The sequence below is a fragment of the Sediminibacterium sp. genome (assembly GCF_030695065.1).
Classification (GTDB): Bacteria; Bacteroidota; Bacteroidia; order Chitinophagales; family Chitinophagaceae; genus Sediminibacterium.
This window is the reverse complement of record NZ_JAUYTR010000011.1, coordinates 432,643-459,523: the sequence shown is the minus strand read 5'-3', so window position 1 is coordinate 459,523 and position 26,881 is coordinate 432,643. Positions and strand designations below refer to the sequence as shown.

Genomic DNA, 26,881 nt, shown 5'->3' with positions numbered 1-26,881 from the left:
TATACAAATGACTCTTAAAATCTCATTATTTATCTTCTTCTTATCAATTGCTACAATTTTATTTAGTCAGCATGTAGCCGTTTTGGAATGCAAGTACAAAATTACAGTAACTGATAAAGACGGATCGCATGTAACTATTAGAACTTATTTAATCGCTGAAGATAAAATTCTATCATTCCTTGAAAATGATTCTTCAAGAGTTACTCTAGCCGATTTTAAGAATCAATCTGTAAAAGTAAAAAGTAGTAATGGGGGTATTCATTCATTTAAAATGCAAGATTCTAGAAGTCCTGTTTCAATTGAGATGAAGAAAGATACAATGAATGGATTTATTGGAGATTATTTAATAAAGAGTTTTGCTGGGGAAGAAAAAGTATTCCTCATAGTTGATTCTTCAACAAAGATTCCCAAATTTGATGGGAAAGATTTTTTTGATGTTTTTGACAATGGATTTGGATTTCTTCCAATTAAAGGGCTAAAAGAGACAATAAGCCCAGTAGAAGGCCATGGGAAATTAGCTTGGACGATTTCTTTGCTTTCAAAGAAATCGTCTTTGGTTAATACTAGCTTATTTAATATTGAGTAATCTTTTCTCTACTCCTTCAAAACTCATTTTTACTTTTTGAATACTGCCATCTGCATTAAAGTAAAGCTTGTCTATACAAGTAACGCGATGGTCTCTATCTAAGTTCGGTATAGGTCTTCGATGGTAAACAATATACCATTCATCTGTACAAGGAATATTCATTACTGAGTGGTGGCCTGCTCCAGTTGCAACCCTTGAATCTGCTTCTAAAATGGTACTTTCTCTTTCGAAAGGCCCATAAATATTATTGGCTCTTGCATAAGCCACTTTATAGGTTCCATTGGTCCAACCACCTTCTGACCACATTAAATAATAAGTACCATTTCTGATAAACATGGTAGGACCTTCTACATATCCTTTAGGGGTTATTTCTTTTACTAATTCACCATTGGGGAAGGGTTCTAGTGCGGTAAAATTCTTGTTGAGTTGGCCAATATTGCAACGCCCCCATCCACCATAAATAATATAGTAGGAACTGTCTTTATCTTGAAACACAAACTGATCAATGGGTTGGGCATCATTGTAAAATTGATTGATCAATGGTTTACCTAAATAATCTTTATAGGGTCCTTCGGGATTAGACGCTACTGCAATTCCAATGCCTCCGTTGTGATCATCTTTTACGCCGTTTCGCTTTTTGCTTTGAATATCATTGGCAGAAAAAAATAAAAAATATTGATTGTCTTTTTTCACAATTGATGGAGCCCACATCGCCATATAAGCCCATTTGATGATGCTGGTATCTAATACGCGAACATGTTTTTCCCAATTGACTAAATTGGTGGAAGAAAATGCGTCTAAAAAAACTTGTGATTTGTATTTGGATGAAAAAGTGGGAAAGATCCAAAATTGGTTTTTCAGTATTACGCCTTCTGGATCGGCATACCAACCTTCAATGACAGGGTTGCCTGATTTTAGCCTATTGTTTCTTTTTGTTTCTTGCGCAGCAATGGTTGCAAATGATGATGTGCATAGCAAAAAAAAGCAAATGATTTTTTTCATAACCCTAATTTGATTTGCTTTTTTTCTTTTCTTGTTTTGCAAAATAAGAACAACTGTTTTTGATTCCACATTCATCACATTTAGGATTACGCGCCAAGCAAGTGTACCTGCCATGTAATATCAACCAATGATGGGCTCTGTGTACCAGTTCTTCTGGAATATTTTTGATGAGTTCTTTTTCAACTGCCAATGGAGTAGTAGCTTTTGTGCTGACTAAACCCAAACGATGACTTACCCTGAATACATGGGTATCCACCGCCATATTGGGTTGTTCGTCAATTACACTGGTAATAACGTTGGCTGTTTTTCTTCCAACACCTGGAAGCTTTACTAATGCTTCTACCGTCATAGGAACTTCGCCCCCAAATTGTTCCAGTAACATATTGGCCATGCCAATTAAATGCTTGGTTTTATTATTGGGATAGGAGATACTTCTGATGAGCTGAAACAAATCATCAAAACTGGCTTTAGCCATTCTTTGTGGCGTAGGGTAAACTTTGAATATGCCAGGGGTCGTTAGATTAACTCGTTTATCGGTGCATTGGGCTGAAAGGATTACGGCCACCAATAATTGAAATGGATTATCGTATAATAGCTCTGTTTCTGCAACTGGAGTTGTTTCTTGAAAATAGTTGATGACTTCCTGGTAACGTTGCTTCTTGGTCATTTTCAAGTTGAAAGTGTAATTATACTAATAGCTTTTGTTAAATTTGGTTCCGAATTTGCTAATCAAGCAGGAAACTCGCTAATTTAATAAATATAAAACACGAGTAATGAATAAGTTTATTGAAAACATCTTTAAATTAATAACTCTAATGGTTATTTGGGTTATTACATCGAATTATTTATCCTTAAACGATTTTACAGTAATTAGCTTCTTTTTGTGTTTTTTTTCTATTATTATTCCTCTACGTTGGATTTCAAATAGCATTAAGGAGCAAAAAAAGGGTACTAATTTTCCTTTTTTCTGGCGTAATCTAAAATAGCTTTAATGGATTTTTTAGAAGGGGATTTAAGCTTCAGCTTGTCTAGTTGATCTTTAGATCGTTGTAGGCTTTCTACTTGTTTTTTTAGTTCGGCGTCTGCTAATATAGCTTTATCAATGGCTTTTGTAAGCTCGGGTGTGCAATCCTGGTATACGTACATAATCAATTCCTCTTCTTTAAAGTTTTTCATAAGCAGTTGGCTGCGAGTGAACAAGAGGATACGGTCTTTTATAAAACGGTACCAATATTAAAATATTGTAAAGAATTAATTTTTTCGGGCGCTGGAGTCTTCAAAAATAAAAATATCTTCCCCGTCTTTTTTCATTAAGTATCGCTCACGGGCATACTTTTCTATGGCTGCAGGACTATTCTGTAAATCGTATAGTTCTTTTTTGGTCTTTTCTATTTCCTGCTCGTAGTATGCTTTTTTTAGTTCTAATTTTTTCAATTCGTCCCTGCGTTCTTTTTGCTGAAAATAATCTCGCTGGTCGTAAAACAACATCCATACTATAAATAGAATAGCCGCTATCAGGTATTTATTAGTGAGGTATGGGATTGCTTTCTTCATAAAAAAATTGGCAGATAAAAGTAATAAGAAACCTTTATCTGCCAAGTAAGATTTGTGCACAGTCGTGCAAATGATTTATTTACCGAACTTGATTTTTCCTTTTGGATAGGTTCCTGTTTCACCCAACATTTCCTCAATACGAATCAATTGGTTGTATTTAGCCATGCGATCAGTTCTTGAAGCAGATCCTGTTTTAATTTGGCCACAGTTTAATGCTACTGCTAAATCTGCAATAGTAGTATCTTCTGTTTCACCACTTCTATGACTCATAATGGTATTGTATCCATTGTGCTGAGCTAATGTTACTGCATTGATGGTTTCCGTGATGGTTCCAATTTGGTTTACTTTAACCAATAAACCATTGGCAATATTTTTATCTACTCCTTGCTGAATACGATCTACATTGGTAACAAATAAATCGTCTCCCACTAATTGACATTTGCTTCCAACTGCTTGTGTCAAGGCTTTCCAACCATTCCAATCGTCTTCTGCCATTCCATCTTCAATAGAAACAATCGGATACTGCTTCACCCATTTTTCCCAGAACTTCACTAGCTCGTCGCTACTCATCACTTTGCCACTGCTCTTGTGGAATACATATTTCTTTTTCTTGGCATCCCATAATTCGCTGTTAGCGGCATCCATGGCAATCACAATTTGTGAGCCTGTTTTGTAGCCTGCTGCTTGTATAGATTCCAATACGGTTTCTATGGCTTCTTCGTTGCTTTGAATATTAGGGGCAAATCCTCCTTCGTCTCCCACATTAGTGCTGTATCCTTTTTTCTTCAATACGTTTTTAAGTGTATGAAAAATTTCTACTCCCCAACGCAATCCTTCACTAAAGCTTGGAGCGCCAACAGGCATGATCATGAATTCTTGGAAATCAATTTTATTGTCTGCGTGTGCACCACCATTTACAATATTCATCATTGGAATAGGCAATGTTTTGGCATTGGTTCCGCCTATATAACGGTACAAAGGCAATGAAGCTTCGTCAGCTGCTGCTTTTGCAACTGCCATACTCACTGCTAATATTGCATTGGCACCTAGCTTGGCTTTGTTAGGGGTACCATCTAAATCGATCATAATTTGATCTATTGCAGCTTGTTCAGAAACATCTAATCCAATGATTGCGTCAGCAATAGCAGTGTTTACATTCTTAACTGCTTTTAACACTCCTTTTCCTACATATTTTTTCTTATCGTTGTCACGTAATTCAACTGCTTCATGAATTCCTGTGCTTGCTCCGCTTGGAACAGCTGCTCTGCCTAATGCGCCATCGTCGGTTAATACATCTACTTCTACGGTAGGATTACCTCTACTATCTAATATCTGTCTTGCATGTACATCAATAATGTAACTCATGGTATTTGTTTTAAATGGACTCAAATATAAGTAATATGTAGTTTATACACTAATAGCGCCTGTTAAGCTTCTGAAAACTGCTTCTAAACTACTGCTTTGATTTAACTCATGAATGGGTTGATTGGCCACTAAATTGCCTTTGTGAATGATAATCACCCTACTGCAGATGGCTTCTATTTCTTGCAAAATATGACTAGAGAATAGTACGGTTTTATTTTGTCCTAAATCCTTAATTAATTGTCTTATTTCTATAATTTGATTAGGGTCTAATCCGGTTGTTGGTTCATCTAAAATAAGCACATCGGGTTCGTGTATAATAGCGGCTGCTAATCCCACCCTTTGCTTATAGCCCTTCGATAGTTGGCCAATTTTTTTATGTTGTTCAGGGCCTAATCCCACCAGCTCTATCACTTTTTTAATTTGTGCTTGCACATTGTGGCAATGGTGCACTGCTGCAACAAATTGCAAATACTCTTTTATATATAAATCGTAGTAATGTGGATTGGTTTCTGCCAAATAACCTAATTTACTTTTACAGGCGATGGGGTCTTTGCTCATATTGATTCCACTCACTTCAATGCTGCCTCCATCTGGTTCAATGGATCCTGTAATCATTTTCATAGTAGTACTCTTTCCTGCCCCATTAGGTCCTAAAAAGCCAACGATCTCTCCTTTTTCTAAAGTAAAGGAAAGATCGTTCACTGCTATTTGTGTTCCGTATTTTTTAACCAAATGGTTTACTACTATAGACATTGATACTGTTTATGAGTACCAAACCTAGTTCATTTTGGTTTTATTTTTTTAGACAAATCGTTAATATTTGTGCATTTGCTATTTTAAGTTGCTCCTGATTTCATCCATTACTGCATTGAGGTATTTATTTGCAGCTGCTGCAACACCAGCTTTGTATTTACTTGACTCTACTGGAATGGCTTGTACATTTTTCATGAATCGATCGTCTACATCAAATACCCTGAATAATCCTGCATCTGTTCCCCACATATCCACTTTAGCTTGTTCTTCTGCTTTGTATTTTTTCTTTTCAAGCACACCATCAATGGTGATTGGCTTTTTTAACAACCAGTTACCTACACTAATATTAGACATGCTTTGTTTGATATTGAAACCAATGACAGAACTCCCATTGGCATAAAATCCTGTTGTTCCACTATAGTCTAATGCATCGCTACCAATCATTAAATTGGTTTCTGCAACTACTTTTGCACCACCACCTAGTCTACCCAATAGTTTACTTCCACCTGATTCAGCCTCTTTGGCAAAAGGCACTGCTATATTTACCATCAATACCATTGTCCCCCCTAATTGTTGGGAAATTTTTGGCGCTTTACTAAAGAATGAATTTTTTTCTTTACCATCATCTTTTACGCCTTTTACTAAATAATCAAAACCTCTTGGCGAAACAGATACATAACCATCAAATTGGGCTTGGCTTAAACTTCCCCCTGTTCTTTTAACCCAGTCTTGCAATTCTTCGGCTGCTAATGCTTGTTCTGCTGTAACTATTTCAAAACCTTCTGCTTTTAATTGATCAATCAAGTTTTTATACAGTTCATCTGTAATATCTATCAAATCATTTTCTTGTACGCCTTTAAGACCTAACGATAAACTTGCACTAACAGCACTTTTATAACTCCTTGTATAATCACTACCACCTCTAAATCCACCTGATTTTTTTTCTGTATCCAAATACATTGTTTGAAAATTTACCCTGAATTGGCTGATGAAAACTTTTTTAGGAGCATCTTTTAGTTTTCTCAAACCATAGTTATTAATGTCTTTAAGATCAACTTCGCCTATTGTTTGAGCAAATAAGTTGTTGCAGCACAAAAGTAGTATTGCATAAATTGCTAGCTTTTTCATGATTGATTATTTTTGAATGAAGCTATTGTAGTCGAACGCGGTAAACAATACAGCATATGCTGTATTTTAGTTCCGGTTATACTTGTTGGCTAATTGTATGGCCTGAGCTTTTGAATTGATATGCAGTTTCTCATAGATTCTACTGATATGAGTGCGCACCGTTTGAGGGCTTATAAATAATGTGCTTGCAATTTTTTTATAATCCTGACCTTCTACTAAAAGTTTAAGAATTTCTTGTTCACGTTCTGTTAGAACATTTAATACATTATCTGAAGCTGAATGATTCGATGGAAATGGTTGGTTACTTTGCTTTAACCATTTTAGTGTTTTTCTAGCTATTGCAGGGCTCATAGGGGCTCCATTTAAATGGAATGCATTGTTGATGGCATCAATTAACATGTCGGGAGCATCATCTTTTAATAAATAACCAGCTGCACCGGCTTTAATGGCTTCAAATATTTTTTCATCATCATCAAATACAGTTAATACAATAAATTTAATCAATGGGAAACGTATGGTAGCAATGGCAATGGTTTCAATGCCATTCAATATTGGCATATCTAAATCTATCAAAACTACTTGGGGTAAATGATTGGAAGGCTTTTCTTTTATTTTATCTAAAAAGTCTAATCCGTTTACAGCTTCAATTACAATTTCAATATTGGGTATTCCATACAAATTCTGTCTAATCATTTTTCGATTAAGGGATTTGTCGTCTACTATGCCAATTTGAATCATGTAATTAAAGTTCATCCTAATTATACTAATAGTCTATACTGCATATGCTGTATTTGTAATGTTCTTCAAAATAAATGTATTAATTTAAAGCTTATATGCAGTTTAAGGTATTCGGTTTAATTATCCCATTATTACTTGCCCTTTTGGGGTATAGTCAATCTGGATTTTTACCTTATTCCATTAAAAATGGGCTGACTCAAAATGCTGTAACGACCATATTTAGAGATAGCAAAGGCCTTGTTTGGATGGGCACGCAAGATGGTTTGAATCGATTTGATGGGTTGTCATTTAAACAGTACAAGCATAATCCAACAGACTCTAGTAGTTTGAGCGATCAGTATATTACGGCTATTTCTGAGGATGGATCTGGAACTATTTGGGTAGGTACTAGAAATGGGTTGAATAAATTGGATTTAAACAAAGGAAAGTTCGAAAGAATTCACCCAGATCCTTCTAAGAAAAAAGTAATTCAATATGTATTTGATCAAATTTATCCAATTGGCAATGGCAATCTAGCTATAGTAGTGGAGGGCCAACTTTTTATATGGGAACATCGCTCAAAGTATTTTAAAAAGTTAACAGGAAATGTAGATAATCATGCTTGTTATACTGCCAATGCAAAAGGTATTTGGAAATATTCCAAAGGTCAATTCTACTTATATCACCCAAGCACAGGTAAGCTTTTAGAAATATTTGACACTCATCAAAATAATCAACAACCATTTGTTGCAACTGCTTTATACCATGACCAAAATCAAGCAATTTGGGTGGTTAATGAAACCAATGAATCAAAACCAACCATTCAGGTTTTTGACACAAAAAAATTCCGTTGGTTGAAGGATAGTATTGTTTTGAATGAAAAAATAAACCAGATTTCTTTTGATCAAAAGAATATTGCTTGGGTTTCTAGTTTGTCTGGTATTATTAAAATTGATTCGACTTTTAAGCCTTTTTTTTGGAAATCTAGCCAATTGCCTTTATCGCTAAATCAATCTAATGCTGTTTTGTGTACTTATCATGATACATTTGGATTAAGTTGGATTGGTTTTGCCAATAATGGTGCTTTACTTTATAATCCTGCTTCATCCTCTTTTCAATTATTTCAACCTGAAAATAAACGGGAAACAGTTTTTGCTTATGCCCAAGATTCATTGGGTAATGACTGGGTAGCTTCCATTTCTGGTTTATACAAAAAGACTGCAATTACCCAACAAACAAAATTAATAGTGCGAAAAAAAGTTAGGGCACTTGCGGTGGGTGAAAATGGACGTATTTGGGCTGCAATAGAAAATGAAGGACTTTATAAAATTGATCCTTCTTCTGCTCCAGAATTAGTGGCAAGTGTTCAAAATAAAAAATTGGTAGACAATACCATTTTTCATTTAAATATTAATCAAAAGAGCAACCAATTATTTATAGCTACCAAATCTGGTTTAATAATTTTGAATTTAATAAATAATCAAATTGTTCGTTATTATGCAGAAGCTTCTTTGGTAAATAATCAAATCACTGGTTCTTACGTGCTTCATTCATTTACTGATAGTAAGGGACGAACTTGGGTAAGCACGAATGCAGGAATAGATGTATTTGACCAGAATGGGATTAGAATTATACATTATAAAACAGATAGCGATCAAAGTCCTTATATCAAAAGAACCATTATCACTGGGTGTGCCGAAGATAAAAGAGGTAATATTTGGATTGCTACTTTAAGTAATGGAATTTATAAATGGGACAATGGGAAATTCACTTCTTATAATCAATCCAATGGGTTATCTGGTAATATTGTTTCAGGTATTATGGCAGATTCATACAATAGAATTTGGGTAGCAACTACAAGTGGTATGAATTTGCTGAATCAACAATCTGGTAGAATAGATGCAATAACAGAACAAAACGGAGTTCCTGCATCTGATTATTTATTGGCTAGTATTGCAAAAAATAATAAGGGTCATATACTATTAGGTAGTTCTGAGGGATTGGTAATGATTAATCCCAGTTCTGTTTGGCCAATTCCAATTCAATTAAAATGTTTTGTTACAGATGCAGCAATAAATTATTCACCAGTTAGTATAACCAAACACTTTCAACTAGATGCTGACGACAAGTCTATTTCTTTAGAAATTTCTGCGCCTTGCTTTATCAATGCTGATAAAGTTGTTTACCAATATAGGTGTTTAGGAATAGTTGACCAGTGGGTAACATTACAACCTAACAATAGAAGAATTAGTTTTACCAATTTGCCATATAAAAAATTGCAATTAGAATTTAGAGCAGCGGAAAATATTGCCTTAATGAAATTTGGATCAATAAGCACGCTATATATTAGTCGGGAACCTCCCATTTGGCAAAATAGCTTTTTCATTATTCCGGCTAGTATTCTTTTATTGTTGGGAATTGTTTTTTTCATTCGATTTTTGACTAAAAGAAAAATACAAGAACAGCTTCGAAAAGCTGCCGTTGAACAAGGGATTTATAAAGAAAGAGAAAGAATTTCTAGAGACTTACATGATCATTTAGGGGCTTATGCTGCAGCTATAAAATCAAATATTATACAGTTAGAAAAAATGGATTCCAATAGTTCGGAAACCATGTATCAATTAAAAGGGAATGCAGAAGATATGGTTAGTGCCCTTAGAGAAACTATTTGGGTAATGCAGTACCAACAAATTAGTATGACTTCGTTGAGTGATCGGTTTAAAAATTTAATAAACAGAATTGCCCCCAATTATCTCTCTATTCAAATTGACGTTAAGGAAGAAATAATTCAAGAGAAAATGATGAGCCCTGGGGTTAGTATTCATTTGTTGCGAATGATGCAAGAAGCATTAACCAACTCTTTGAAACATGCTCAATGCACTCAAATTTTCATAAAAATAGCTATTAATGACCCTATATTAGTGGTTATTGAAGACAATGGAATTGGCTTTGATATGAAAAAAGGCTCTGATGGATACGGGCTGCAAAATATGCAAGATAGAGCTAGTGAAGCTGGATTAGATGCTAAAATCATATCAGAATTGGGAAAAGGAACCCGAATAAGCTTTCGTTTCTAGGCGTATAAACCCTTCTAAAACCGTACTTTTGCAGTCCGAAAATGAATTTAGTATATGCTGAATAAGCTAGAAGCCATAAAAGCAAGATTTGATCAAGTGGGTATTGCGCTCACCAACCCTGAAATTATCAATAATCAAAAGGAATTTGGGGTTTATAGCAAAGAGTATCGTTCTCTTGAGAAGATTGTAAAACCTTATGAAGAATATATTAGGGTATTGGCCGATCATAAATATGCCAAAGAGGGCTTAAATAGCTCAGATGAAGATATGCGCGAGTTGGCTAAAATGGAGTTGCCTGATTTAGAAGTACGCAAAGAAGAATTGGAAAAGGAATTAACCAAGCTACTAATTCCTAAAGATCCTCAAGACGATAAAAATGCCATTTTAGAAATCAGGGCTGGAACTGGTGGAGACGAAGCCAGTTTATTTGCAGGTGATTTATTGGGGATGTACTTACGTTATTGTTCTAAAAAAGGTTGGAAAACCGCCATCGTTACAGAAAGTGAAGGCACTGTGGGCGGTTATAAAGAAGTAATAGTAGAAGTTACAGGCGAAGATGTTTATGGTACTTTAAAATTTGAAAGTGGCGTACACCGTGTACAAAGAGTTCCCAATACAGAAACACAAGGTCGAGTGCACACTTCAGCAGCTACTGTTGCTGTTATGCCCGAAGCCGATGAAATTGATTTTGAATTGAAAGAAAGTGATGTGAAAATGGAAACTGCTCGAAGCGGGGGAGCAGGTGGTCAAAACGTTAATAAAGTTGAAACGAAAGTTTTCTTAACCCATATTCCTACAGGGGTTGTAGTGGTTTGTCAAACGGAGCGTTCCCAGTTGGGGAATAGAGAGAAAGCAATGACCATGCTTCGTTCTAAATTATACGAAGAACAGGTTCGAAAGCATGAGGATGAAATTTCAAGGCAACGTAAAACATTGGTGAGTACGGGAGACCGTAGTGCTAAAATTAGAACGTATAATTGGCCGCAAGGTAGGGTTACCGATCATAGAATTGGACTTACCTCTTATAATTTAGACGCGGTTATTAATGGTGAAATTGAAGAATTTATTGAGGCATTGCAAATGGCAGAAAATGCAGAAAAGATGACGAATCAATAAACTTTCTTAACTTAACAGTATGAAAAAAATACTGTTTTTAATTACTTCCATAATTGTTAGCAATACAATAATGTCCCAAGAAGTGGGTACTAGAATTTTCTTGAGAGACGCTAATGGATTAGATATTCGGTCTAAATCGGCTAGTATTGAAAATGCAAGTTATTTATTTCATCCCGACTATTTAAAAGCCTCTTTATATACCAAAGCTGGAAAATTAAAGAGCGATGCAAAGTATAAGCTGATTTTACAAGAAAACAGGTTGTTTTATATGGAGGCCGACGGGGCTGATATGGAAGTGGTGAGTCCTATTTATCGCATAGAATTTGAAATGCCCAACGGTAGTATTACTGTTTTTGAAAAAGGGTTTGATGTAATAGATAATTTAAATCAAAATAATTTTTATCAGGTTTTGTCTGATGGCAAGGCCAAATTATTAATGGATACCAAGTTTGCAACAGAAACCAAAATGGTCTACGGCACTGGAGCAGTAACTACTACTGATAAGTTGATTAATTATTATGGATCAATCGGCTCTAAAATTACTAAAGTATCTAAAGAAGAAAATCTCTTGGCTTTAATGGAAGATAAGTCTGCAGAAATGGCTGCTTTTATTAAAAAAGAGAAAACTAAGTTTAAAAGGCAGGCCGATTTAGAAAAATTATTTAATTATTACAATCAACTAGTTAAGTAGTTATTTTCATGAGATTAGTTGTCACTTTTATATTTATTGCTATTCTTTTTTGTTTCCCCAAGTTTGCAAACGCCCAGCTAGCAGGTGCTTATAATGTTTATTATTTCCGCTTTAATATGGATCCATCCTATTTTTCTGATGGAAATTTTACTGGTATTCCTTATGAAGGAAGTCCTTGGTTTAATTCCAACTTTATTCCTGCACGAATTACACTGTTTAATGGGGAAGTAACTGAGGGGAATCAGTTTAAACTTAATTTATACAACAGCCAACTTTTTACTGAAAATGAAAAGCAACAATTAATTGTTTTAACAGCCGCTGTTAAGCGAATAGAATTTTTAAATGAAGGGAAAAAAGCGGCTGTTTTTCAAGCAGGATTTCCAAGAATTGATAAACAGAGATGGAATAGTTTTTATCAGGTATTAGCTGAAGGGAATGCTAAGCTGCTTAAATATATACACTACACTTTTTCTGATCGAATGCAATACGGTCAAGGGGTTAGCTTTAAGCTTGAACCTCAATTCTACTTTTATATTTTCGCTAATAACGAAATGCACCAGATTAAAAAAGTGGATGATTTGGTATTGATGTTCCCTGATTGGATAAATGAAGTAAAAGGTTATATTGGTAGGGAAGGGCTTAAAATAAGAAAGGAAACAGATTTGGTTAAAATTGTTTCCTTTTATAATAGTTTGGCTTTGTTAAATAAAACGGAACAGCAGCCCTAGTTATTGATAATTTGATCGGCTTCTTGTTTTAATTTTAGTTCCCATTTCCAAGCCGTTTCCATCATTTCTTTTATTCCGTATTTGATTTTCCAGCCTAGCTTAGTAACTGCTGCATCATTATTTGCATAAATAGCTACTACATCACCAGCTCTGCGAGGTCCTATTTCATAATTCAATTTTACATTACTTACTTCCTCGAATGTATGGATAGCTTCTAACACACTTACCCCATCTCCAGTTCCCAAATTAAATACGTCGCATTTGGTTTCATTTTTCCCATTCAATAAATATTGTATGGCCAATGTATGTGCATGTGCTATATCTGACACATGTATATAATCTCTTACGCAAGAGCCGTCTTTAGTTGGGTAATCACTTCCGTGTACCCACATTTTCGGCAGCTTTCCTATTGCAGTTTGTGTAATTGCAGGAACCAAATTTTGAGGCTTACCTACAGGTAGTTCACCAATTAAACAAGACGGATGTGCTCCCACCGGATTAAAGTACCTTAATAGAATAGTGTTGGTATTAACTACTTTAGAAAAGTCTTTAATAACCACTTCGCCCATTTGTTTAGTGGCTCCATAAGGAGACTCTGCAGGTTTAATTGCTGTGTTTTCGGTAACGGGAATTACATCTGGATTGCCATAAACTGTACAAGATGAAGAGAATACAAAATTGGGTACCGAAAACTCCTGAACACATTTTAGTAGGTTAATTAGTCCAAACATATTGTTCTCGTAATACCTTAATGGCTCTTCAACAGATTCGCCCACGGCTTTGTATGCAGCAAAATGAATAATTCCAGCGATATCTGTATTTTCTTGGAAAACAGCTCTTGTTTCGTCAAAGTTTTTTAAATCGACAGTGTAGTTTTTGATTTTCTTACCAGTGATTTTTTCTATTCCAGCTAGGGCAATAGTGGTAGACCTTGCAAAGTTATCTATAGAGATTACATCGTAGCCATTTTCAATTAAATCTACAATGGTATGTGAGCCAATAAATCCGGTTCCACCGGTCACCAAAATTTTTGCCATATTGAAGTTTATTCTTTACTGCAATATACTGCAAAAGCCAACTGTAGAAGCTTAAATTTTTATACAATCAATTTAATAATTGCATAAAAAATAGCGGCAATAAATGCTGAAATAGGAATAGTTAGGATCCATGCCCAAAGTAAGTTAACGGTAACGCCCCACCTTACTGCACTTAAACGTTTGGTTGCACCCACACCTATAATGGCTCCTGTTATGGTATGCGTAGTTGATACAGGTATTTTAAAGTGCTCCGTTAAAAATAATGTAATTGCACCCGCCGTTTCTGCAGCAACGCCTTCTAGCGGGGTTACCTTAGTAATTTTTGTTCCCATTGTTTTTACAATCTTCCAACCACCACTCATGGTACCAATACCAATACATAAAAAGCTGGTGAATGGAACCCAAGGGTATGCGTTCACGAATGTGTTGAAATCCATGACAACTCCGTTGGTATTTTTTTCATAGAATATGATGGCAGCTCCAATGATTCCCATCACTTTTTGCGCATCGTTTCCTCCGTGTCCTATACTAAATGCTGCCGAAGAAACCAATTGTAATTTCTTAAACCAGTTCTCTGCTTTGTAGGGGTTGGATCGTTTGCATAAATGAACAATGATAATGGTAATTATAAATGCTATGAACATTCCAATTAATGGTGCAAAAAAGATAAAGAGGAAGGTGGGTATTACTTTTGAATAATTAATTACATCTCCAGCTTCACCAGACAAACCTCCTGCATGCGCTAAAGCTGCACCTATGAATCCACCCATTAAGGTATGCGAAGAGCTAGATGGAATACCAAACCACCAAGTGATTAAATTCCAGGTGATGGCTGCCATAATTCCTGCCATTAAAACTTCTAAAGTAATAAAGTCTGCATTCACCCATTTAGCAACGGTATTACCAATTCCAAATTCTTTGAAAATATATTTTGAAATAAAGAATGCAGTAAAATTAAAAAAAGCTGCCCAAACTACAGCTTGAAAAGGCGTCAATACTTTGGTGGAAACAATTGTTGCAATTGAATTTGCTGCATCATGGAATCCATTGATGTAGTCAAAAATAAAAGCTAATACTATGATGATTACCAGTAATGTAAACATAAATCAAGTTGATGATGCTGATTAAGCGTATTTAATTATGATAGACTCAATTACGTTAGCTGCGTCTTCACATTTATCTGTTGCTATTTCCATCACTTGATAAATCTCTCTTTTTTTAATTACTTCCTTGAAATCGTTTTCCTTCTGAAACAACATTTCAATACTCATGTCAAACACATCGTCTGCTTGGTTCTCAATACTGTTTACTTTAACCATGGCTTCAGTCATTTCACGAAGGTTTTTCATATCCCTCAAACCAAATACCGCTTTTTTAATTTCAATAGTGCCCTGCAAAATCAAGTCGGCCATTTTTTGAATTCCGGTATCGTTAGGGTTAACGCTGTAGAAATTTATTTTTTTTGCAGAAGCAAAAATATAGTCTGCAATATCATCTAAAGCTGTTGCTAAGTAATGAATATCTTCTCTGTCAAATGGAGTAATAAAATTTCTTCCTAGTTCAGTAAAAACTCTGTGAGTATTATCGTCATTCTTGTGTTCTAAATCTTCGATAATTGCTAAAATGGCTCTTCTTTTATCTTCGTCTGGCTCACCAACCATTTCTTTTAATTTGATACCCATTTCGTGCCCTTTTTCAGCAACGTCTTCAAAAAGTTCGTAAAAAACTTTATTCTTTGGCATGAAAAAGCGGCCGATGTTATTGACACCCATGTTCTTAAAATTTGTGCGAATTTACCTTAATGCTTTCGGATGTTCGCGTGTTACAAAAAATTAATAATTCGATAATATTGAAAATAAAAAATCTATTGCTTTCCATCTAAAGTGAAACCGACTGATGTTCCAACGTCAATTTTAGATCGGATATGCATTGTTTGTCCATGTGCTTCAATGATATGTTTGCAAATGGCCAAGCCCAAACCTGTACCGCCCACATCTCTGCTCCTACCTCGATCCGTTCTATAGAATCTTTCAAATACCCTTGGTATGTGCTCTTCAGCAATGCCAATACCATCATCGCTGAGTTCTACCAAAACGTGTTCTTCATCGGTTTTATAGATGCTTGCAATAATATGACCTCCTTCTTTGCCATACTTAATAGCGTTAATAACCAAATTATTAATGACTTGTCTAATTTTTTCTTTATCTGCAAAAACAGTAACAGGAAACTCACATCCTTTTTTAATACTAGTATTTATTTTTTTAGCATCAATTTTAATAGAGAGGGTCTCATAGATTTCTTTTATTAAATCTTGAATAATAAATGACTCTTTGTGTAAAGGTTGTTCCCCGCTTTCTAGTCTAGAAATAGCATCTAGGTCTTTAACTAGGTTAACCATTCTATCTACGTTCTTAGCAGTATTCTCTAAAAAACGAATACTGATTTCTCTATTATCTATTGCCCCATCTCTTAAGGTATCAATATAGCCTTGTATGGCAAAAATGGGTGTTTTAAATTCATGGGCTAAATTTTGTAGGAACTCTTTTCTAAAGACTTCATTTTGTTTTAAGATTTCAATTTCTGCACTTCTTTGTTCTGCCCACTTTTCCACATCTTCTCTTACTTCATCAATACCCTTTTGTGGTAAAATGTATTTGTAATAAGTCTCTTCTCTTTTTGATGCTTTTGTTTGATAGATGAATTTATATATCAATTTAATCTTTCTATATATAAAAGATTCTAAAACAAATCCAATTAATAAATAACTACCTATAAATGTTAGAATTAATGATACAATGGCTATAATCAAATCTGGTTTAATAAACCAAATGCCTATCGAAATTGGGATAGCTAAAATGGCTGCTGTAAAGGCCGAAAGCTGCTTAGGGGAAAGATTTTTAGTGTTCAGCATAGTGGCAATTTACATTTTTGCTGCTGAACTGAGTGTTCAAATCTCAAATTTGTAACCTACCCCTTTTACGGTGGTGATGCAATCTATACCTAATTTTTGTCTTACTTTTCTAACATGTACGTCAATGGTTCTGTCGCCCACAATTACTTCATTGCCCCAAACTTGGGTGAGTATTTCGTTTCTTAAAAAGACTCTGCCTGGTTTAGAAGCCAATAAATAAATTAATTCAAATTCTTTCTTTGCCAAAATCACTTCATTTCCATCAACAGAAACCAAAAATTTAACTGGATCTATTGCAATATTGCCAATTTGTAATGTTTTTCCAGCTTCTTTGCTTGTAACTCTTCTGAATAGGGCATTTACTCTGCTTACCAATACTTTAGGGCTAATTGGCTTACTTATATAATCGTCTGCCCCAGTTTCAAGTCCTTTTATTTGAGAGCTTTCATCGCTCATTGCAGTTAAAAAAATGATAAGGGTATCTTGAAAGCTGGGCTGTGTTCTTAGAATCTGACAAACTTCAACGCCATTTTTACGGGGCATCATGATGTCAAGAATAATTAAATCGGGATAGAGCTGTTTGGCTTTCTCAATTGCTTCGTTACCATCCTTGGCTGTATGAACTTCATAGCCTTCTTTTTCTAGGTTGTATCGGATGATTTCTAAAATATCTGGCTCGTCGTCTGCAATTAATATCTGTTTGGCCTTCCCTTCCATGGTAACATTCTGTTTACACAAAGTTAATTTCATTCACTCGCAATTAGCTCTTTTTGCATTATTATCTAATTGTTAACTGACTGTTTGCCTATTTTTACATTGAATATGAATAAACTAATACATACACTCTTTTTAATATTTGCTTTTAACGGGGTCCTGACAGCTCAACAAATGGACTCTATTCCTCCAATTCCTGCAATGCGTCAATTGCATCACGAGTACATAATAAGAACCTTTAGTTCAATCAAAGCATACCCAGCAATAGATAATAAATTGTCTGATGGAGAACTTGCAAAGGTCGCCAATATTATTACCAGCTTAAGAAGCAAAATAGAACTTAGTACTGAAATAGATAATAATGCAAAATATACTTGGTTAAGAGGGGTTAATGATTTATTGCAAGGGTATCTTGCGAATTACCAAAGTACTAAAGTTACAGGCACTCCTTTGTCTAGTTTATTGAATACTTATCAATCTGCTATGAATGAGCAATTAACTGGAGGGTCAATTGCACCATTAATGAAGCAACTAGATGTAGAGTCAGCAATTATTTTGACCGACAATTTTGTGCTTGCCTCTAATAGAGGGATGTCTGCAGCAAAGGATAGTATTTTGGTAAAGCAATGCAATCGTAATCCCGATAAAATTTTACCCATTTTATTTAGAAGTCCATCAACAGCTTCTGCAGACTCCTTAATTGTATTAGCCGCTTTTAGAAATCCAGAAGAATTGTATAGTTATGCTGCAGCGCCAAATGCATTGGGTAAAAAAATTCAATCGGTTAATCATCCGTTTGTGAAATTGGTTTCAAGGCTCTCCTTAACCAGTACTGGAAGAATGTATTTTCCTTTTTTAGATCAATTGTATACGGGCAAATTGAAAATGGATTCCATTACCAAATTTGTTGGGAATGATACTTCTGCAGGTTATTTTAGTTTATTAGTAAGAACTAGAATTGATTATGCTAAAAGAATACAAATGGGCGATACGCCAATGGCTGCAAAAGTGTTGTACAATAAATTAAAAGCCAAAAGCATTGAATTGTACATTAATGAAATCAATGCATTACACAACGAAAAAAGTGATTTTGTAAGATTTAAAAGTATTAGCAAACTAAGTCCTCAAGAATTGTATTATTTGGCTGTTACAGGCGAAGAGGAAATGTATACATCTAGTTTTGTAAATGGGGTTTATCCAAGAATTTTTTCAGGAATGAAAAGCCCTCGTTCTGATTCTTTGCTGGCATTGGTAAATAATGACCAATACAAAAAATTCATTAAAATAACTGCAGCGTATAATAAGTTAGACGACTTTCTGTCTAAAATGGATAAGAAAGATGCGGAACAATTGATGAGGGGTTTTGTAAATGGACTAGAGAAAACCAATTCTTTAGAAGATGCGGTAGACGTGGCAGATTCTTATGCTAGTGTTTACAATTCAGCACTAAAAAAACTAATGTTGTCTCAGGTTCAATTGGAACTCAAAAGATGTATCGGAATTAAAAATAAGCGAGGGCAAGTGATTTATGAATTACTTGAAACTATTTTTTCTTCCTTGGAGCCTTCTAATAAAATTGACCTATCTGCAAAATTGGGCATCATGCCTATTTATGAATTGCCCAATACTTATTTGAAAGACAAAGAAAATGGGAGAGTTGTGATGCAACAGTTTTTTTATGGTGATAAAGATGGAATGGTTGTGTTCAATGCATTTTTAAATAAATTCAGAAATGCCAATTGGAAAATAACTAAGAAGTCTCAATGGGTAGAAGTGAGTTCTAGAAAAGGGACACCTATTACTATTTATGCAAACCTTCCATTAGACGAAACAGAAGAATTGGATGCTGCATCTCAGGATAGCTTGATTGCTTATTTGCATGAAGAAAAATTGCACCCATCTATTGTTATTCATCGAGGGCATAGTTACTATTTAAAACAAACTGTTCATAAAATGCCATCTTCGGCCAAACTGGTTTTGTTAGGAAGCTGTGGTGGTTATCAAAGCTTAAACGAAGTGTTAGAAATAGCTCCAGGCGCACATATCATTTCTTCTAAACAAATTGGCACAGGTATTATTAATCAAGGATTAATTAATGTGATTAGTGAAGAATTAAGGTTGGGAAAGAACTTAAAATGGCCAGCTTTATGGAATAGTTTGGCCATTCGATTTAGTGGAACAGCCAAAGAAAAGTTTGACGACTATGTTCCTCCTTACAAAAACTTAGGTGCCATTTTTATTACAGCATTTAATACTTACATGCAGCAAGAACCTGAATAGTTTTATTGCAAAAATGGATTGTGCCTCTTTTCGTGCCCAATAGTGGTAGTAAGCCCATGACCTGGGTATACTTTAACATCGTTGGGTAGCGTAAAAAGCTGTTCTTGAATGCTTTTTAACAGTTGTTCGTGATTGCCACCCGGCAAATCTGTTCTGCCAATACTTTCCCTAAATAATACATCTCCGCCAATAAGAAAGCTTTCAAATTCACTGTAAAAACAAATACTTGCTGGAGAATGGCCTGGGGCAAAAATCACTTTCAGGGCATCATTTCCCAACAAAATGGTATCTCCTGGATGCAGGTATTGTATTGGTCCATTGTAATTTTCAAAAGGCAATCCCCATTTTTCACCTGATAAAGGGGCCAATTTTAACATTGGCTCTTCGTCTGGATGAATACAAAGGGGTGTTTTGAAAGTTTCATATACCCATTTGTTTCCAAAAACATGGTCCAAATGGCAATGTGTGTTTAATAATTGAACCACTTCAAGCCCAGTTGATTCAATAAATTGAAGCAATTGTTCTTTTTCTGCGGGGAAATAACAACCAGGGTCTATAACAATGGCTTTTTTATGTTCATTGTATAATACATAGGTATTTTCCTGAATTGGACTGAATGTGAAAACCTTAACCTTTATCATATACGTATTTTACCTGCTTTTAACGGTAAATGACTAATTTTAAATACCAAAGTTCGGATATGCAATTGAATAGTATTAGTAAAGTAATTTTTTTTCTTGGTTTATTAAGTTCTGCTGCTTTAAGTGCGCAGGTTAATAGTGTTGAATTTGGTAAAAACAGAATTCAACACCAGAAATTTAATTGGAAGTTTTACCAATCTCCCAATTTCAATACCTATGTAACCCAAGGAGGTGTAGAATTGGGCAAATTTGTAAGTCAGGTTGCAGAAGAAGAATTAAAATCTATTGAAAATTTTATTGAGTATTCTTTACAACGTAGGGCAAATATTGTAGTGTATAATAATTACAACGACTATAAAAGCAGCAATATTGGTCTTGGTTCTGATTGGCAAAATTCAGGAGGTGTTACTAAATTGGTAAATAATAAAATCATCGTTTATTTCAATGGCAATCATACCAAGCTAAAAAACCAAGTAAGAGAAGGGATTGCTAAAGTACTAACAGATAACTTGCTTTTTGGTGACGACATTGGGGAGTTTGCAAGCAACCAAGCTTTGTTGGATTTACCTAAATGGATGGTAGATGGATATGTTGCATATGCAGGTCAGTCTTGGAGTACAGAAAAAGACGACGAATTAAAAAGTGCCATATTAAGTGGACGATATAATTCATTTTATCAATTTGCATTTGAAAAGCCTTTATTGGCTGGTCACGCATTTTGGAATTATATAGGAGAAAAATATCGGAAAGAAAATATCACTTACTTATTGTATTTGGCTAGAATGTATAAAAATATCAACAATGCCTGTTTAAGAATTTGTAAGAAAAAATTCAAAGACGTATTGGCCGATTTTATGCAGTTTCAGCAAGATCGGTACATTAAAGATATTCGACAAAGAAGAAACCAATTAAAGGGCCAGTTAACAGTTACAGAAGAAATTGGGAAAAAAGATTATTTCAGATTTCAGGCCAACCCCAATCCTAGAAGCAATACTTATTCTGTGTTGGAATTTAAAAAGGGCATCTACACGGTTAAGCTCATGGAAAATTTTTATGATGAAAAAGTGCTTTTAAAAAGTGGGGTGCTTACCAATATGCACGATGTGAATCCCAATTATCCTATTATGGCATGGGATGGTAAGGGTTCTAGATTATTGGTGATTTATTGGGAGAAAGGCAAAATTAACATGTTTGTTTACGACTTAATTGCCCGTTATAAACGATTTAAACAAACCATTGAAGGCTTTGATCAAATTTTAGATGCAAGCTTTATGCTTGATGCAAATACCCTTGTATTGAGTGCTGTTAAAAATGGACACTCCGATATTTATACCTATAAAATTGAAGAACAGAAAGCAACACAAATTACCAACGATATTTACGATGACTTAGATCCAACGATGGTGTCGTTCCCTAATAGAGTAGGTATTATTTTTTCTTCGAATAGGCCTGGTAATAATGCTCCAAATAAAGACACAGTATTACCTAGTAGATATCCATTCAATATTTATATGGTAGATATTTTGAATGACAGCAAGGAAAAACAGATTGCCCAATTAACCAATGTTAAAATGGGAAATGCGCGTTTCCCAATGCAATACAATACCAATCACTTTACATTTGTTTCTGATGAAAATGGTATTGGAAACAGGTGGGCTGGATTCTTTTCTACGCAAAGAAATGGCTTAGATACATTGTATTATATTGGAGAAGAAGTACTTAGAAATCCAGCGCCGAAAGAATTTGATTCTACTTTAACAGCATGGCAAAAACAAGAGCCCGACAGTGTTAGTTATTTTCAAGTGTACAAAGATTCAACTTATACTTTCCCAATCACCAATTACCAAAGTTCATTATTAGAAACAAGAATTGCTGGAAACAACGGACAGGTAAGTGAAGTAAGAAGAGAAGGTGATTTTAAGTTTGTATACAAATTGAAAGTAGATGAACTGGCATTGGCTAGAAGAAATGTAAATGCCCGAAATACAGAATACGTTAAGAAAGTATTGGACGATAAAAAAATAGCAGAAGGGAAAGCCATCCAATACAACAATATTAAACCAGCCAATGATACTGCAAAAAAATTGGTAGTATTTCAAAATGAATTTGCTGATGAGCTCCCCGATACTAGTTCAAATAATGCTCCTTTGTTAAATCCTTCCAATCAACAAAGACAAAGTAGCTTGGCAAAATCTAAACTGTTCGATTATCGCTTAAAGTTTAGTTCTGATTATTTATTAGGTGGTTTTAGCAACAATGTTTTAATTAATCGTTATCAGCCATATGCTGGTGGGTCTGGTCCCATTCAATTAAATAATGGAAACGATTTCAATTTCACTTTCAGAGTAGGAGTAAGTGATTTAATGGAAGACATAAAGTTTGTAGCTGGAATGCGTTTTGGAACCAATTTGGCCGACAAAGACCTCATGTTCTCTTTCCAAAACATGCGTAAAAAATTAGATTGGGGTGTTACTTATTATAGAAGTAATGTTACCAACTTCTTTAATACACAGTTTAATAATATGTTGTATACCAATTTGTATCAGGTGAATGCAACTTATCCTATTAATGAGGTTAAAAGCATTAGAGCAACCATTGGTTTACGTTCAGATAGAGGTGTTCTGAAGTCTTATGACAATATTTCTGGACAACCAAATCCCAATGCATTGGCTTTTCAGGATACTGTTTCAAAGTTTATACTTTCACGAATTGAATACGTTCACGATAATACCATTAATCCAACCCAGAATATTTGGAATGGCTTACGATATAAAGTTTACTTAGATGTAAATATGCCAACCTTAAAAACGGCTATCAATAATGGTAAGCCTACTATGAATTTTGGATTTGATGGTAGGTATTACCATAAAATTTACCGCAATTTTATTTGGGCAGGAAGGGTTGCGGCAGACTTCTCTTGGGGCAACCAAAAATTAATTTATTACTTAGGAGGTGTTGATGGATGGATTGGACCCAAGTTCAACAATGGGAATCAACCGGCAGCAGATCAAAATTATGCATTCCAATCTTTAGCAGTAAATATGCGTGGATATAGACAAAATATTGCCAATGGTAACAATGCTTTTGTAATCAATAGTGAATTTAGACTACCGCTTTTTGCAACCATATTCGATAGACCCATTAACAATGCATTCTTACGCAATTTTCAATTGGTGCAATTTCTAGACTTGGGAACTGCATGGAACGGCAAGTACAATGGAATAAAGCGCCCAGGCGAAGTGATTACCAATAATCAAACTCCAGTAGTAGTTAAAATTGACGCTGGTGGATTAGGTCCTTTTGCAGGTGGATATGGCTTTGGTGTTAGAAGCACTTTATTGGGTTACTTCATGAAGTTTGACGCTGGTTGGCCAATGAAGGGAATCTTCAAAGGCGCACCAGTTTACTATTTTGCATTAGGATTTGATTTCTAATTGAACAATTTATTTGGCCTGATCGGAGTACCCTTTATTGGGTACTTCGAAATATGGTTCTCTCAATACTACCGGAGCTGATTTTTTTCTCGCTTTCATATTCAGCAGCTCTACTGTGAAAGAAAAAGCCATAGCAAAATAGACATAATGTTTTAAATGGAGTTCATGTGCTTTTTCAGCGTTCCATCCCTCTACCAATAATACCATTCCAATCATAACCAGGAAAGACAATGCCAACATTTTAAAAGTTGGGTGCTTATGAATAAAAGCGGAAATATTAGGACTAAATAAAAACATGATAATCATTGCAATTACAACTGCTGCAATCATTACTTCTAAATGCTTGGCGGTTCCTCCAGCTGTTATGATGCTGTCAAAACTAAAGACCATATCAATCATTATAATTTGAGCAATACCGCTAGTAATCCCCAACTCCTTGGTCTTTCTTCCTGCTAAAACATCTTCTTCGCCTTCTAACTTATGGTGGATTTCTTTTACGGTTTTATAAATCAAAAACAGTCCACCACCCAACATTACCAGGCTTGCTAAATCAAAATCTTTACTAAATAAACTAAATACAGGCTTTCCTTTTTGAGTCAAGAGCCAACTCAAACCAAATAACAAAATGGTTCTAGTGATAATGCCAGTAAACATCCAAATTAGTCTGGCATTCTTTTGAAATGCTTTGGGCATCCTATTCATGATAATGCTCACGAATATGACATTATCAATTCCCAATACCACTTCTAGAATGGTTAGGATTAAAAAACTAATTAAACTTTCGGTAGTTAATAAATGTTCCATTAATTATTTTTTTCAGCTAAGTATTTACAAATATTTTTAACAATAGACGGGCCCTCATAAACAAATCCTGTCCAAACTTGCACCAACGAAGCCCCGGCTTTTAATTTTTCTTCTGCATCTGCGCCATTAAAAATTCCCCCGCTTGCAATAATTGGAACTTTACCTCCTGTTTGAGTTGAAATATATTGTACTATTTCGGTAGACCTTTGCTGCACTGGTTTTCCGCTTAAGCCACCCATTCCTATAGACTCACTTAATAAAGTAGAAGCAGCACTTAAATTAGATCGATCTAATGTGGTATTGGTTGCAACTAAACCACTTAAATTCATTGATAACGAAAGCTCAATAATATCATCTAATTGCTCTTTGGTAAGATCAGGAGCAATTTTTAATAGCAAAGGTTTTGCGTTGGTTTTTCCAGCATTATGGTGTTGCAATTCACTAAAAATTTTGGTTAGGGCATCTTTTTCTTGTAAAGCCCTAAGCCCTGGTGTGTTTGGTGAGCTTACGTTTACTACAAAATAATCTACCTGATCGTGTAATTCATTAAAGCAGATGCTGTAGTCTTTCCATGCATCTTCATTTGGGGTAATTTTATTTTTACCAATATTGCCGCCGATTATTAAGTCGCCAACTGATTTTCCTCTGCTATTCCAATTAATCAAACGCTCTTTTACAGCAGCTACTCCTTCATTATTAAATCCCATTCGATTAATCAAGGCTTTATCAGCAGGCAGTCTGAATAGCCTTGGCAAATCATTACCGGGCTGGCCTTTTGGCGTAACGGTTCCAATTTCAACAAATCCAAACCCAAGTGCTTCTAATTCATGCAAGTAGGCTGCATTTTTGTCGAAGCCTGCACCCAATCCTACCGGATTTGGAAAATGCAAACCCATCACTTCTTTTGCTAGGTTGGTAGGCTTATATTGAAATAAATTTTTAACAATGGTTTCCCCAATCCCTAAAGTAGTGGCTATTTTTAGGCAATTCATTGAAAAATAATGCACTTTTTCGGGTGGAGCTTTAAATAGTAAGTTTCTGAGTACAGTATACAATGTGTTATTTTTTGCGAAAATACCCCGAAAGCCTCATTTAAAATTTAGTTGCATAAACAACTTTTAATCATTTTTACTACATTTGATAGATTAAATTAAGTTTATGCAAGAAGCCTATATAGTAGCGGGATATAGAACCGCAGTTACTAAAAGTAAAAAAGGTGGATTCCGATTTTTTAGACCCGATGATTTAGCTGTTGAAGTAATCAAAGGATTAATGGCGGCTGTGCCACAACTAGACTCGAAATTAGTAGACGATGTAATTGTAGGAAATGCAGTACCAGAAGCAGAACAAGGATTGCAATTTGGAAGAATCATTGCAGCAAAAGCTTTAGGAATTGAAGTAGCAGGTATAACAATCAATAGGTATTGTGCAAGTGGATTAGAGAGCATAGCAACGGCAACCGCTAAAATTAGATCGGGCATGGCGGAATGCATTATTGCAGGAGGTACTGAAAGCATGAGCTTAGTGCCTACAGCGGGATGGAAGACCGTTCCCTCTTATGCTATAGCCAAAGAAGAACCAGATTATTATTTAAGTATGGGATTAACTGCAGAAGCAGTTGCCAAAGAATTCAATATTTCAAGAGAAGACCAAGATGCATTTGCCTATGCTTCTCATATGAAAGCCAAAACAGCCATAGAAAATGGTTATTTCAAATCGGGTATACTACCTATTTCTGTAGAAGAAACCTATGTAAATGAAAAAGGCAAAAAAGCGGTAAGATCTTACACGGTAGATACTGATGAAGGATTAAGGGCTGATACAACGGTAGAAGGTTTATCTAAGCTTAAAGCGGCTTTTGCAATTGGTGGATCGGTAACTGCTGGAAATTCTTCACAAACCAGTGATGGCGCAGCATTTGCATTAGTGATGAGTGAGCGAATGATGTTGTCATTGGGTTTAACACCTATTGGAAGATTGGTAAATTGTGCATCTGCAGGGGTTCATCCAAGAATCATGGGAATTGGACCAGTTGCGGCCATCCCGAAAGTATTGAAGCAAGCAGGAATGAATTTAGGCGATATAGATTTATTTGAATTAAATGAGGCCTTTGCATCACAATCTTTAGCGGTAATTAGAGAATTAGGGCTAGATACTTCTAAAGTGAATATTAATGGAGGTGCCATTGCTTTAGGGCACCCATTAGGATGTACTGGTTGCAAATTGACCGTGCAGTTATTGAACGATATGAAGCGGTTGAATAAAAAATATGGTATGGTAACTGCTTGTGTGGGCGGTGGTCAAGGAATTGCGGGTATCATAGAAAATTTGTAAATTTAGTAT

Annotated in this window: 24 protein-coding genes; 8 read left to right on the top strand and 16 right to left on the bottom strand. The window is 35.1% G+C overall.

Translation table 11 applies throughout. The annotated features are described in order from the left end of the window. Positions 1-7: 7 nt before the first annotated feature. Positions 8-586 carry a hypothetical protein gene (locus Q8S25_RS05910; protein ID WP_305535801.1) on the top strand — a complete coding sequence of 193 codons (579 nt, stop codon included), beginning with the start codon at positions 8-10 and terminating at the stop codon, positions 584-586. Here Q8S25_RS05910 and Q8S25_RS05905 read toward each other — a convergent pair. From Q8S25_RS05905 to Q8S25_RS05870, 8 genes are all read right to left on the bottom strand, one after another. Then, on the bottom strand, positions 569-1,588 hold the full coding sequence (locus Q8S25_RS05905) for a glycoside hydrolase family 43 protein (RefSeq protein WP_305535799.1): 1,020 nt from the start codon (positions 1,586-1,588) through the stop codon (positions 569-571). The two genes, Q8S25_RS05910 and Q8S25_RS05905, sit on opposite strands and share 18 nt — an antisense overlap. 4 nt (positions 1,589-1,592) lie before the next feature. After that, positions 1,593-2,255 (bottom strand): endonuclease III, encoded by a 663-nt coding sequence (gene nth / locus Q8S25_RS05900; RefSeq protein WP_305535797.1) that lies wholly within the window; start codon positions 2,253-2,255, stop codon positions 1,593-1,595. 284 nt (positions 2,256-2,539) lie between these two features. Then, the gene (locus Q8S25_RS05895) at positions 2,540-2,764 is read right to left on the bottom strand and encodes a hypothetical protein (RefSeq protein ID WP_305535795.1); all 225 of its coding nucleotides are present in this window, start codon (positions 2,762-2,764) and stop codon (positions 2,540-2,542) included. Between the two features lie 75 nt (positions 2,765-2,839). After that, a complete protein-coding gene (locus Q8S25_RS05890) occupies positions 2,840-3,142 on the bottom strand; it encodes a septum formation initiator family protein (protein ID WP_305535793.1) in 303 nt (100 codons plus the stop codon). Positions 3,143-3,217: 75 nt separating this feature from the next. Beyond that, positions 3,218-4,507, bottom strand: a complete 1,290-nt coding sequence (gene eno, locus Q8S25_RS05885) for a phosphopyruvate hydratase (RefSeq protein ID WP_305535791.1) — start codon at positions 4,505-4,507, stop codon at positions 3,218-3,220. A gap of 42 nt (positions 4,508-4,549) precedes the next feature. Then, positions 4,550-5,260 carry an ATP-binding cassette domain-containing protein gene (locus tag Q8S25_RS05880; RefSeq protein WP_305535789.1) on the bottom strand — a complete coding sequence of 237 codons (711 nt, stop codon included), beginning with the start codon at positions 5,258-5,260 and terminating at the stop codon, positions 4,550-4,552. A gap of 78 nt (positions 5,261-5,338) precedes the next feature. Beyond that, positions 5,339-6,388, bottom strand: a complete 1,050-nt coding sequence (locus tag Q8S25_RS05875; protein WP_305535787.1) for a hypothetical protein — start codon at positions 6,386-6,388, stop codon at positions 5,339-5,341. A 66-nt stretch (positions 6,389-6,454) separates the two neighbouring features. Next, positions 6,455-7,126 carry a response regulator transcription factor gene (locus tag Q8S25_RS05870; RefSeq protein WP_305535785.1) on the bottom strand — a complete coding sequence of 224 codons (672 nt, stop codon included), beginning with the start codon at positions 7,124-7,126 and terminating at the stop codon, positions 6,455-6,457. A 95-nt stretch (positions 7,127-7,221) separates the two neighbouring features. On the opposite strand from Q8S25_RS05870, the gene Q8S25_RS05865 reads away from it, so the two are divergent. From Q8S25_RS05865 to Q8S25_RS05850, 4 genes are read left to right on the top strand one after another with little or no spacing between them, the layout of a single operon-like run. Beyond that, the gene (locus tag Q8S25_RS05865) at positions 7,222-10,182 is read left to right on the top strand and encodes a two-component regulator propeller domain-containing protein (RefSeq protein WP_305535783.1); all 2,961 of its coding nucleotides are present in this window, start codon (positions 7,222-7,224) and stop codon (positions 10,180-10,182) included. A gap of 54 nt (positions 10,183-10,236) precedes the next feature. Further along, positions 10,237-11,298 carry a peptide chain release factor 1 gene (prfA, locus tag Q8S25_RS05860; protein ID WP_305535781.1) on the top strand — a complete coding sequence of 354 codons (1,062 nt, stop codon included), beginning with the start codon at positions 10,237-10,239 and terminating at the stop codon, positions 11,296-11,298. Positions 11,299-11,317: 19 nt separating this feature from the next. Next, a complete protein-coding gene (locus Q8S25_RS05855; RefSeq protein WP_305535779.1) occupies positions 11,318-11,989 on the top strand; it encodes a hypothetical protein in 672 nt (223 codons plus the stop codon). 8 nt (positions 11,990-11,997) lie between these two features. After that, positions 11,998-12,717: a hypothetical protein gene (locus Q8S25_RS05850; protein WP_305535777.1), complete on the top strand. Its 720-nt coding sequence runs from the start codon at positions 11,998-12,000 to the stop codon at positions 12,715-12,717. On the opposite strand, the gene galE is transcribed toward Q8S25_RS05850, so the two are convergent. From galE to Q8S25_RS05825, 5 genes are all read right to left on the bottom strand, one after another. Then, complete coding sequence (gene galE, locus Q8S25_RS05845; RefSeq protein WP_305535775.1) at positions 12,714-13,754, bottom strand: UDP-glucose 4-epimerase GalE; 1,041 nt, start codon at positions 13,752-13,754, stop codon at positions 12,714-12,716. The two genes, Q8S25_RS05850 and galE, sit on opposite strands and share 4 nt — an antisense overlap. A gap of 59 nt (positions 13,755-13,813) precedes the next feature. Then, a complete protein-coding gene (locus tag Q8S25_RS05840) occupies positions 13,814-14,857 on the bottom strand; it encodes an inorganic phosphate transporter (protein ID WP_305535773.1) in 1,044 nt (347 codons plus the stop codon). A 21-nt stretch (positions 14,858-14,878) separates the two neighbouring features. Further along, positions 14,879-15,496 carry a DUF47 domain-containing protein gene (locus tag Q8S25_RS05835; protein WP_305535771.1) on the bottom strand — a complete coding sequence of 206 codons (618 nt, stop codon included), beginning with the start codon at positions 15,494-15,496 and terminating at the stop codon, positions 14,879-14,881. Between the two features lie 122 nt (positions 15,497-15,618). Next, positions 15,619-16,665: a cell wall metabolism sensor histidine kinase WalK gene (locus tag Q8S25_RS05830; RefSeq protein ID WP_305535769.1), complete on the bottom strand. Its 1,047-nt coding sequence runs from the start codon at positions 16,663-16,665 to the stop codon at positions 15,619-15,621. A gap of 36 nt (positions 16,666-16,701) precedes the next feature. Further along, complete coding sequence (locus tag Q8S25_RS05825) at positions 16,702-17,415, bottom strand: response regulator transcription factor (protein ID WP_305535767.1); 714 nt, start codon at positions 17,413-17,415, stop codon at positions 16,702-16,704. A 72-nt stretch (positions 17,416-17,487) separates the two neighbouring features. Between Q8S25_RS05825 and Q8S25_RS05820 the strand changes: the two genes are divergently transcribed. Beyond that, positions 17,488-19,659, top strand: coding sequence for a hypothetical protein (locus Q8S25_RS05820; protein WP_305535766.1), 2,172 nt, complete (start codon positions 17,488-17,490; stop codon positions 19,657-19,659). 2 nt (positions 19,660-19,661) lie between these two features. Here the strand turns inward: Q8S25_RS05820 and Q8S25_RS05815 are convergent, their stop codons facing one another. Next, positions 19,662-20,300, bottom strand: a complete 639-nt coding sequence (locus tag Q8S25_RS05815) for an MBL fold metallo-hydrolase (protein ID WP_305535765.1) — start codon at positions 20,298-20,300, stop codon at positions 19,662-19,664. A 59-nt stretch (positions 20,301-20,359) separates the two neighbouring features. Between Q8S25_RS05815 and Q8S25_RS05810 the strand changes: the two genes are divergently transcribed. Further along, positions 20,360-23,734: a hypothetical protein gene (locus Q8S25_RS05810; protein ID WP_305535764.1), complete on the top strand. Its 3,375-nt coding sequence runs from the start codon at positions 20,360-20,362 to the stop codon at positions 23,732-23,734. Between the two features lie 9 nt (positions 23,735-23,743). Here Q8S25_RS05810 and Q8S25_RS05805 read toward each other — a convergent pair whose 3' ends face one another. Beyond that, entirely contained in the window at positions 23,744-24,538 is a 795-nt protein-coding gene (locus Q8S25_RS05805) for a TerC family protein (protein ID WP_305535762.1), read from the bottom strand. After that, positions 24,538-25,593: a quinone-dependent dihydroorotate dehydrogenase gene (locus Q8S25_RS05800; RefSeq protein ID WP_305535760.1), complete on the bottom strand. Its 1,056-nt coding sequence runs from the start codon at positions 25,591-25,593 to the stop codon at positions 24,538-24,540. The genes Q8S25_RS05805 and Q8S25_RS05800 overlap by 1 nt, the downstream gene beginning before the upstream one ends. A 103-nt stretch (positions 25,594-25,696) precedes the next feature. On the opposite strand from Q8S25_RS05800, the gene Q8S25_RS05795 reads away from it, so the two are divergent. Next, a complete protein-coding gene (locus Q8S25_RS05795) occupies positions 25,697-26,872 on the top strand; it encodes an acetyl-CoA C-acyltransferase (RefSeq protein WP_305535758.1) in 1,176 nt (391 codons plus the stop codon). Positions 26,873-26,881: the final 9 nt, after the last annotated feature.

What these genes read in the sequence shown, in the direction of transcription:
- Q8S25_RS05875 (WP_305535787.1), bottom strand. Translation starts at nt 6,388, where the DNA reads ATGAAAAAGCTAGCAATTTATGCAATACTACTTTTGTGCTGCAACAAC.
- Q8S25_RS05880 (WP_305535789.1), bottom strand. Translation starts at nt 5,260, where the DNA reads ATGTCTATAGTAGTAAACCATTTGGTTAAAAAATACGGAACACAAATA.
- Q8S25_RS05855 (WP_305535779.1), top strand. Translation starts at nt 11,318, where the DNA reads ATGAAAAAAATACTGTTTTTAATTACTTCCATAATTGTTAGCAATACA.
- Q8S25_RS05830 (WP_305535769.1), bottom strand. Translation starts at nt 16,665, where the DNA reads ATGCTGAACACTAAAAATCTTTCCCCTAAGCAGCTTTCGGCCTTTACA.
- Q8S25_RS05850 (WP_305535777.1), top strand. Translation starts at nt 11,998, where the DNA reads ATGAGATTAGTTGTCACTTTTATATTTATTGCTATTCTTTTTTGTTTC.
- Q8S25_RS05890 (WP_305535793.1), bottom strand. Translation starts at nt 3,142, where the DNA reads ATGAAGAAAGCAATCCCATACCTCACTAATAAATACCTGATAGCGGCT.
- galE (WP_305535775.1), bottom strand. Translation starts at nt 13,754, where the DNA reads ATGGCAAAAATTTTGGTGACCGGTGGAACCGGATTTATTGGCTCACAT.
- Q8S25_RS05870 (WP_305535785.1), bottom strand. Translation starts at nt 7,126, where the DNA reads ATGATTCAAATTGGCATAGTAGACGACAAATCCCTTAATCGAAAAATG.
- Q8S25_RS05840 (WP_305535773.1), bottom strand. Translation starts at nt 14,857, where the DNA reads ATGTTTACATTACTGGTAATCATCATAGTATTAGCTTTTATTTTTGAC.
- eno (WP_305535791.1), bottom strand. Translation starts at nt 4,507, where the DNA reads ATGAGTTACATTATTGATGTACATGCAAGACAGATATTAGATAGTAGA.
- Q8S25_RS05815 (WP_305535765.1), bottom strand. Translation starts at nt 20,300, where the DNA reads ATGATAAAGGTTAAGGTTTTCACATTCAGTCCAATTCAGGAAAATACC.
- Q8S25_RS05810 (WP_305535764.1), top strand. Translation starts at nt 20,360, where the DNA reads ATGCAATTGAATAGTATTAGTAAAGTAATTTTTTTTCTTGGTTTATTA.
- nth (WP_305535797.1), bottom strand. Translation starts at nt 2,255, where the DNA reads ATGACCAAGAAGCAACGTTACCAGGAAGTCATCAACTATTTTCAAGAA.
- Q8S25_RS05905 (WP_305535799.1), bottom strand. Translation starts at nt 1,588, where the DNA reads ATGAAAAAAATCATTTGCTTTTTTTTGCTATGCACATCATCATTTGCA.
- Q8S25_RS05895 (WP_305535795.1), bottom strand. Translation starts at nt 2,764, where the DNA reads ATGAAAAACTTTAAAGAAGAGGAATTGATTATGTACGTATACCAGGAT.
- Q8S25_RS05835 (WP_305535771.1), bottom strand. Translation starts at nt 15,496, where the DNA reads ATGCCAAAGAATAAAGTTTTTTACGAACTTTTTGAAGACGTTGCTGAA.
- Q8S25_RS05825 (WP_305535767.1), bottom strand. Translation starts at nt 17,415, where the DNA reads ATGAAATTAACTTTGTGTAAACAGAATGTTACCATGGAAGGGAAGGCC.
- prfA (WP_305535781.1), top strand. Translation starts at nt 10,237, where the DNA reads ATGCTGAATAAGCTAGAAGCCATAAAAGCAAGATTTGATCAAGTGGGT.
- Q8S25_RS05805 (WP_305535762.1), bottom strand. Translation starts at nt 24,538, where the DNA reads ATGGAACATTTATTAACTACCGAAAGTTTAATTAGTTTTTTAATCCTA.
- Q8S25_RS05820 (WP_305535766.1), top strand. Translation starts at nt 17,488, where the DNA reads ATGAATAAACTAATACATACACTCTTTTTAATATTTGCTTTTAACGGG.
- Q8S25_RS05865 (WP_305535783.1), top strand. Translation starts at nt 7,222, where the DNA reads ATGCAGTTTAAGGTATTCGGTTTAATTATCCCATTATTACTTGCCCTT.
- Q8S25_RS05910 (WP_305535801.1), top strand. Translation starts at nt 8, where the DNA reads ATGACTCTTAAAATCTCATTATTTATCTTCTTCTTATCAATTGCTACA.
- Q8S25_RS05795 (WP_305535758.1), top strand. Translation starts at nt 25,697, where the DNA reads ATGCAAGAAGCCTATATAGTAGCGGGATATAGAACCGCAGTTACTAAA.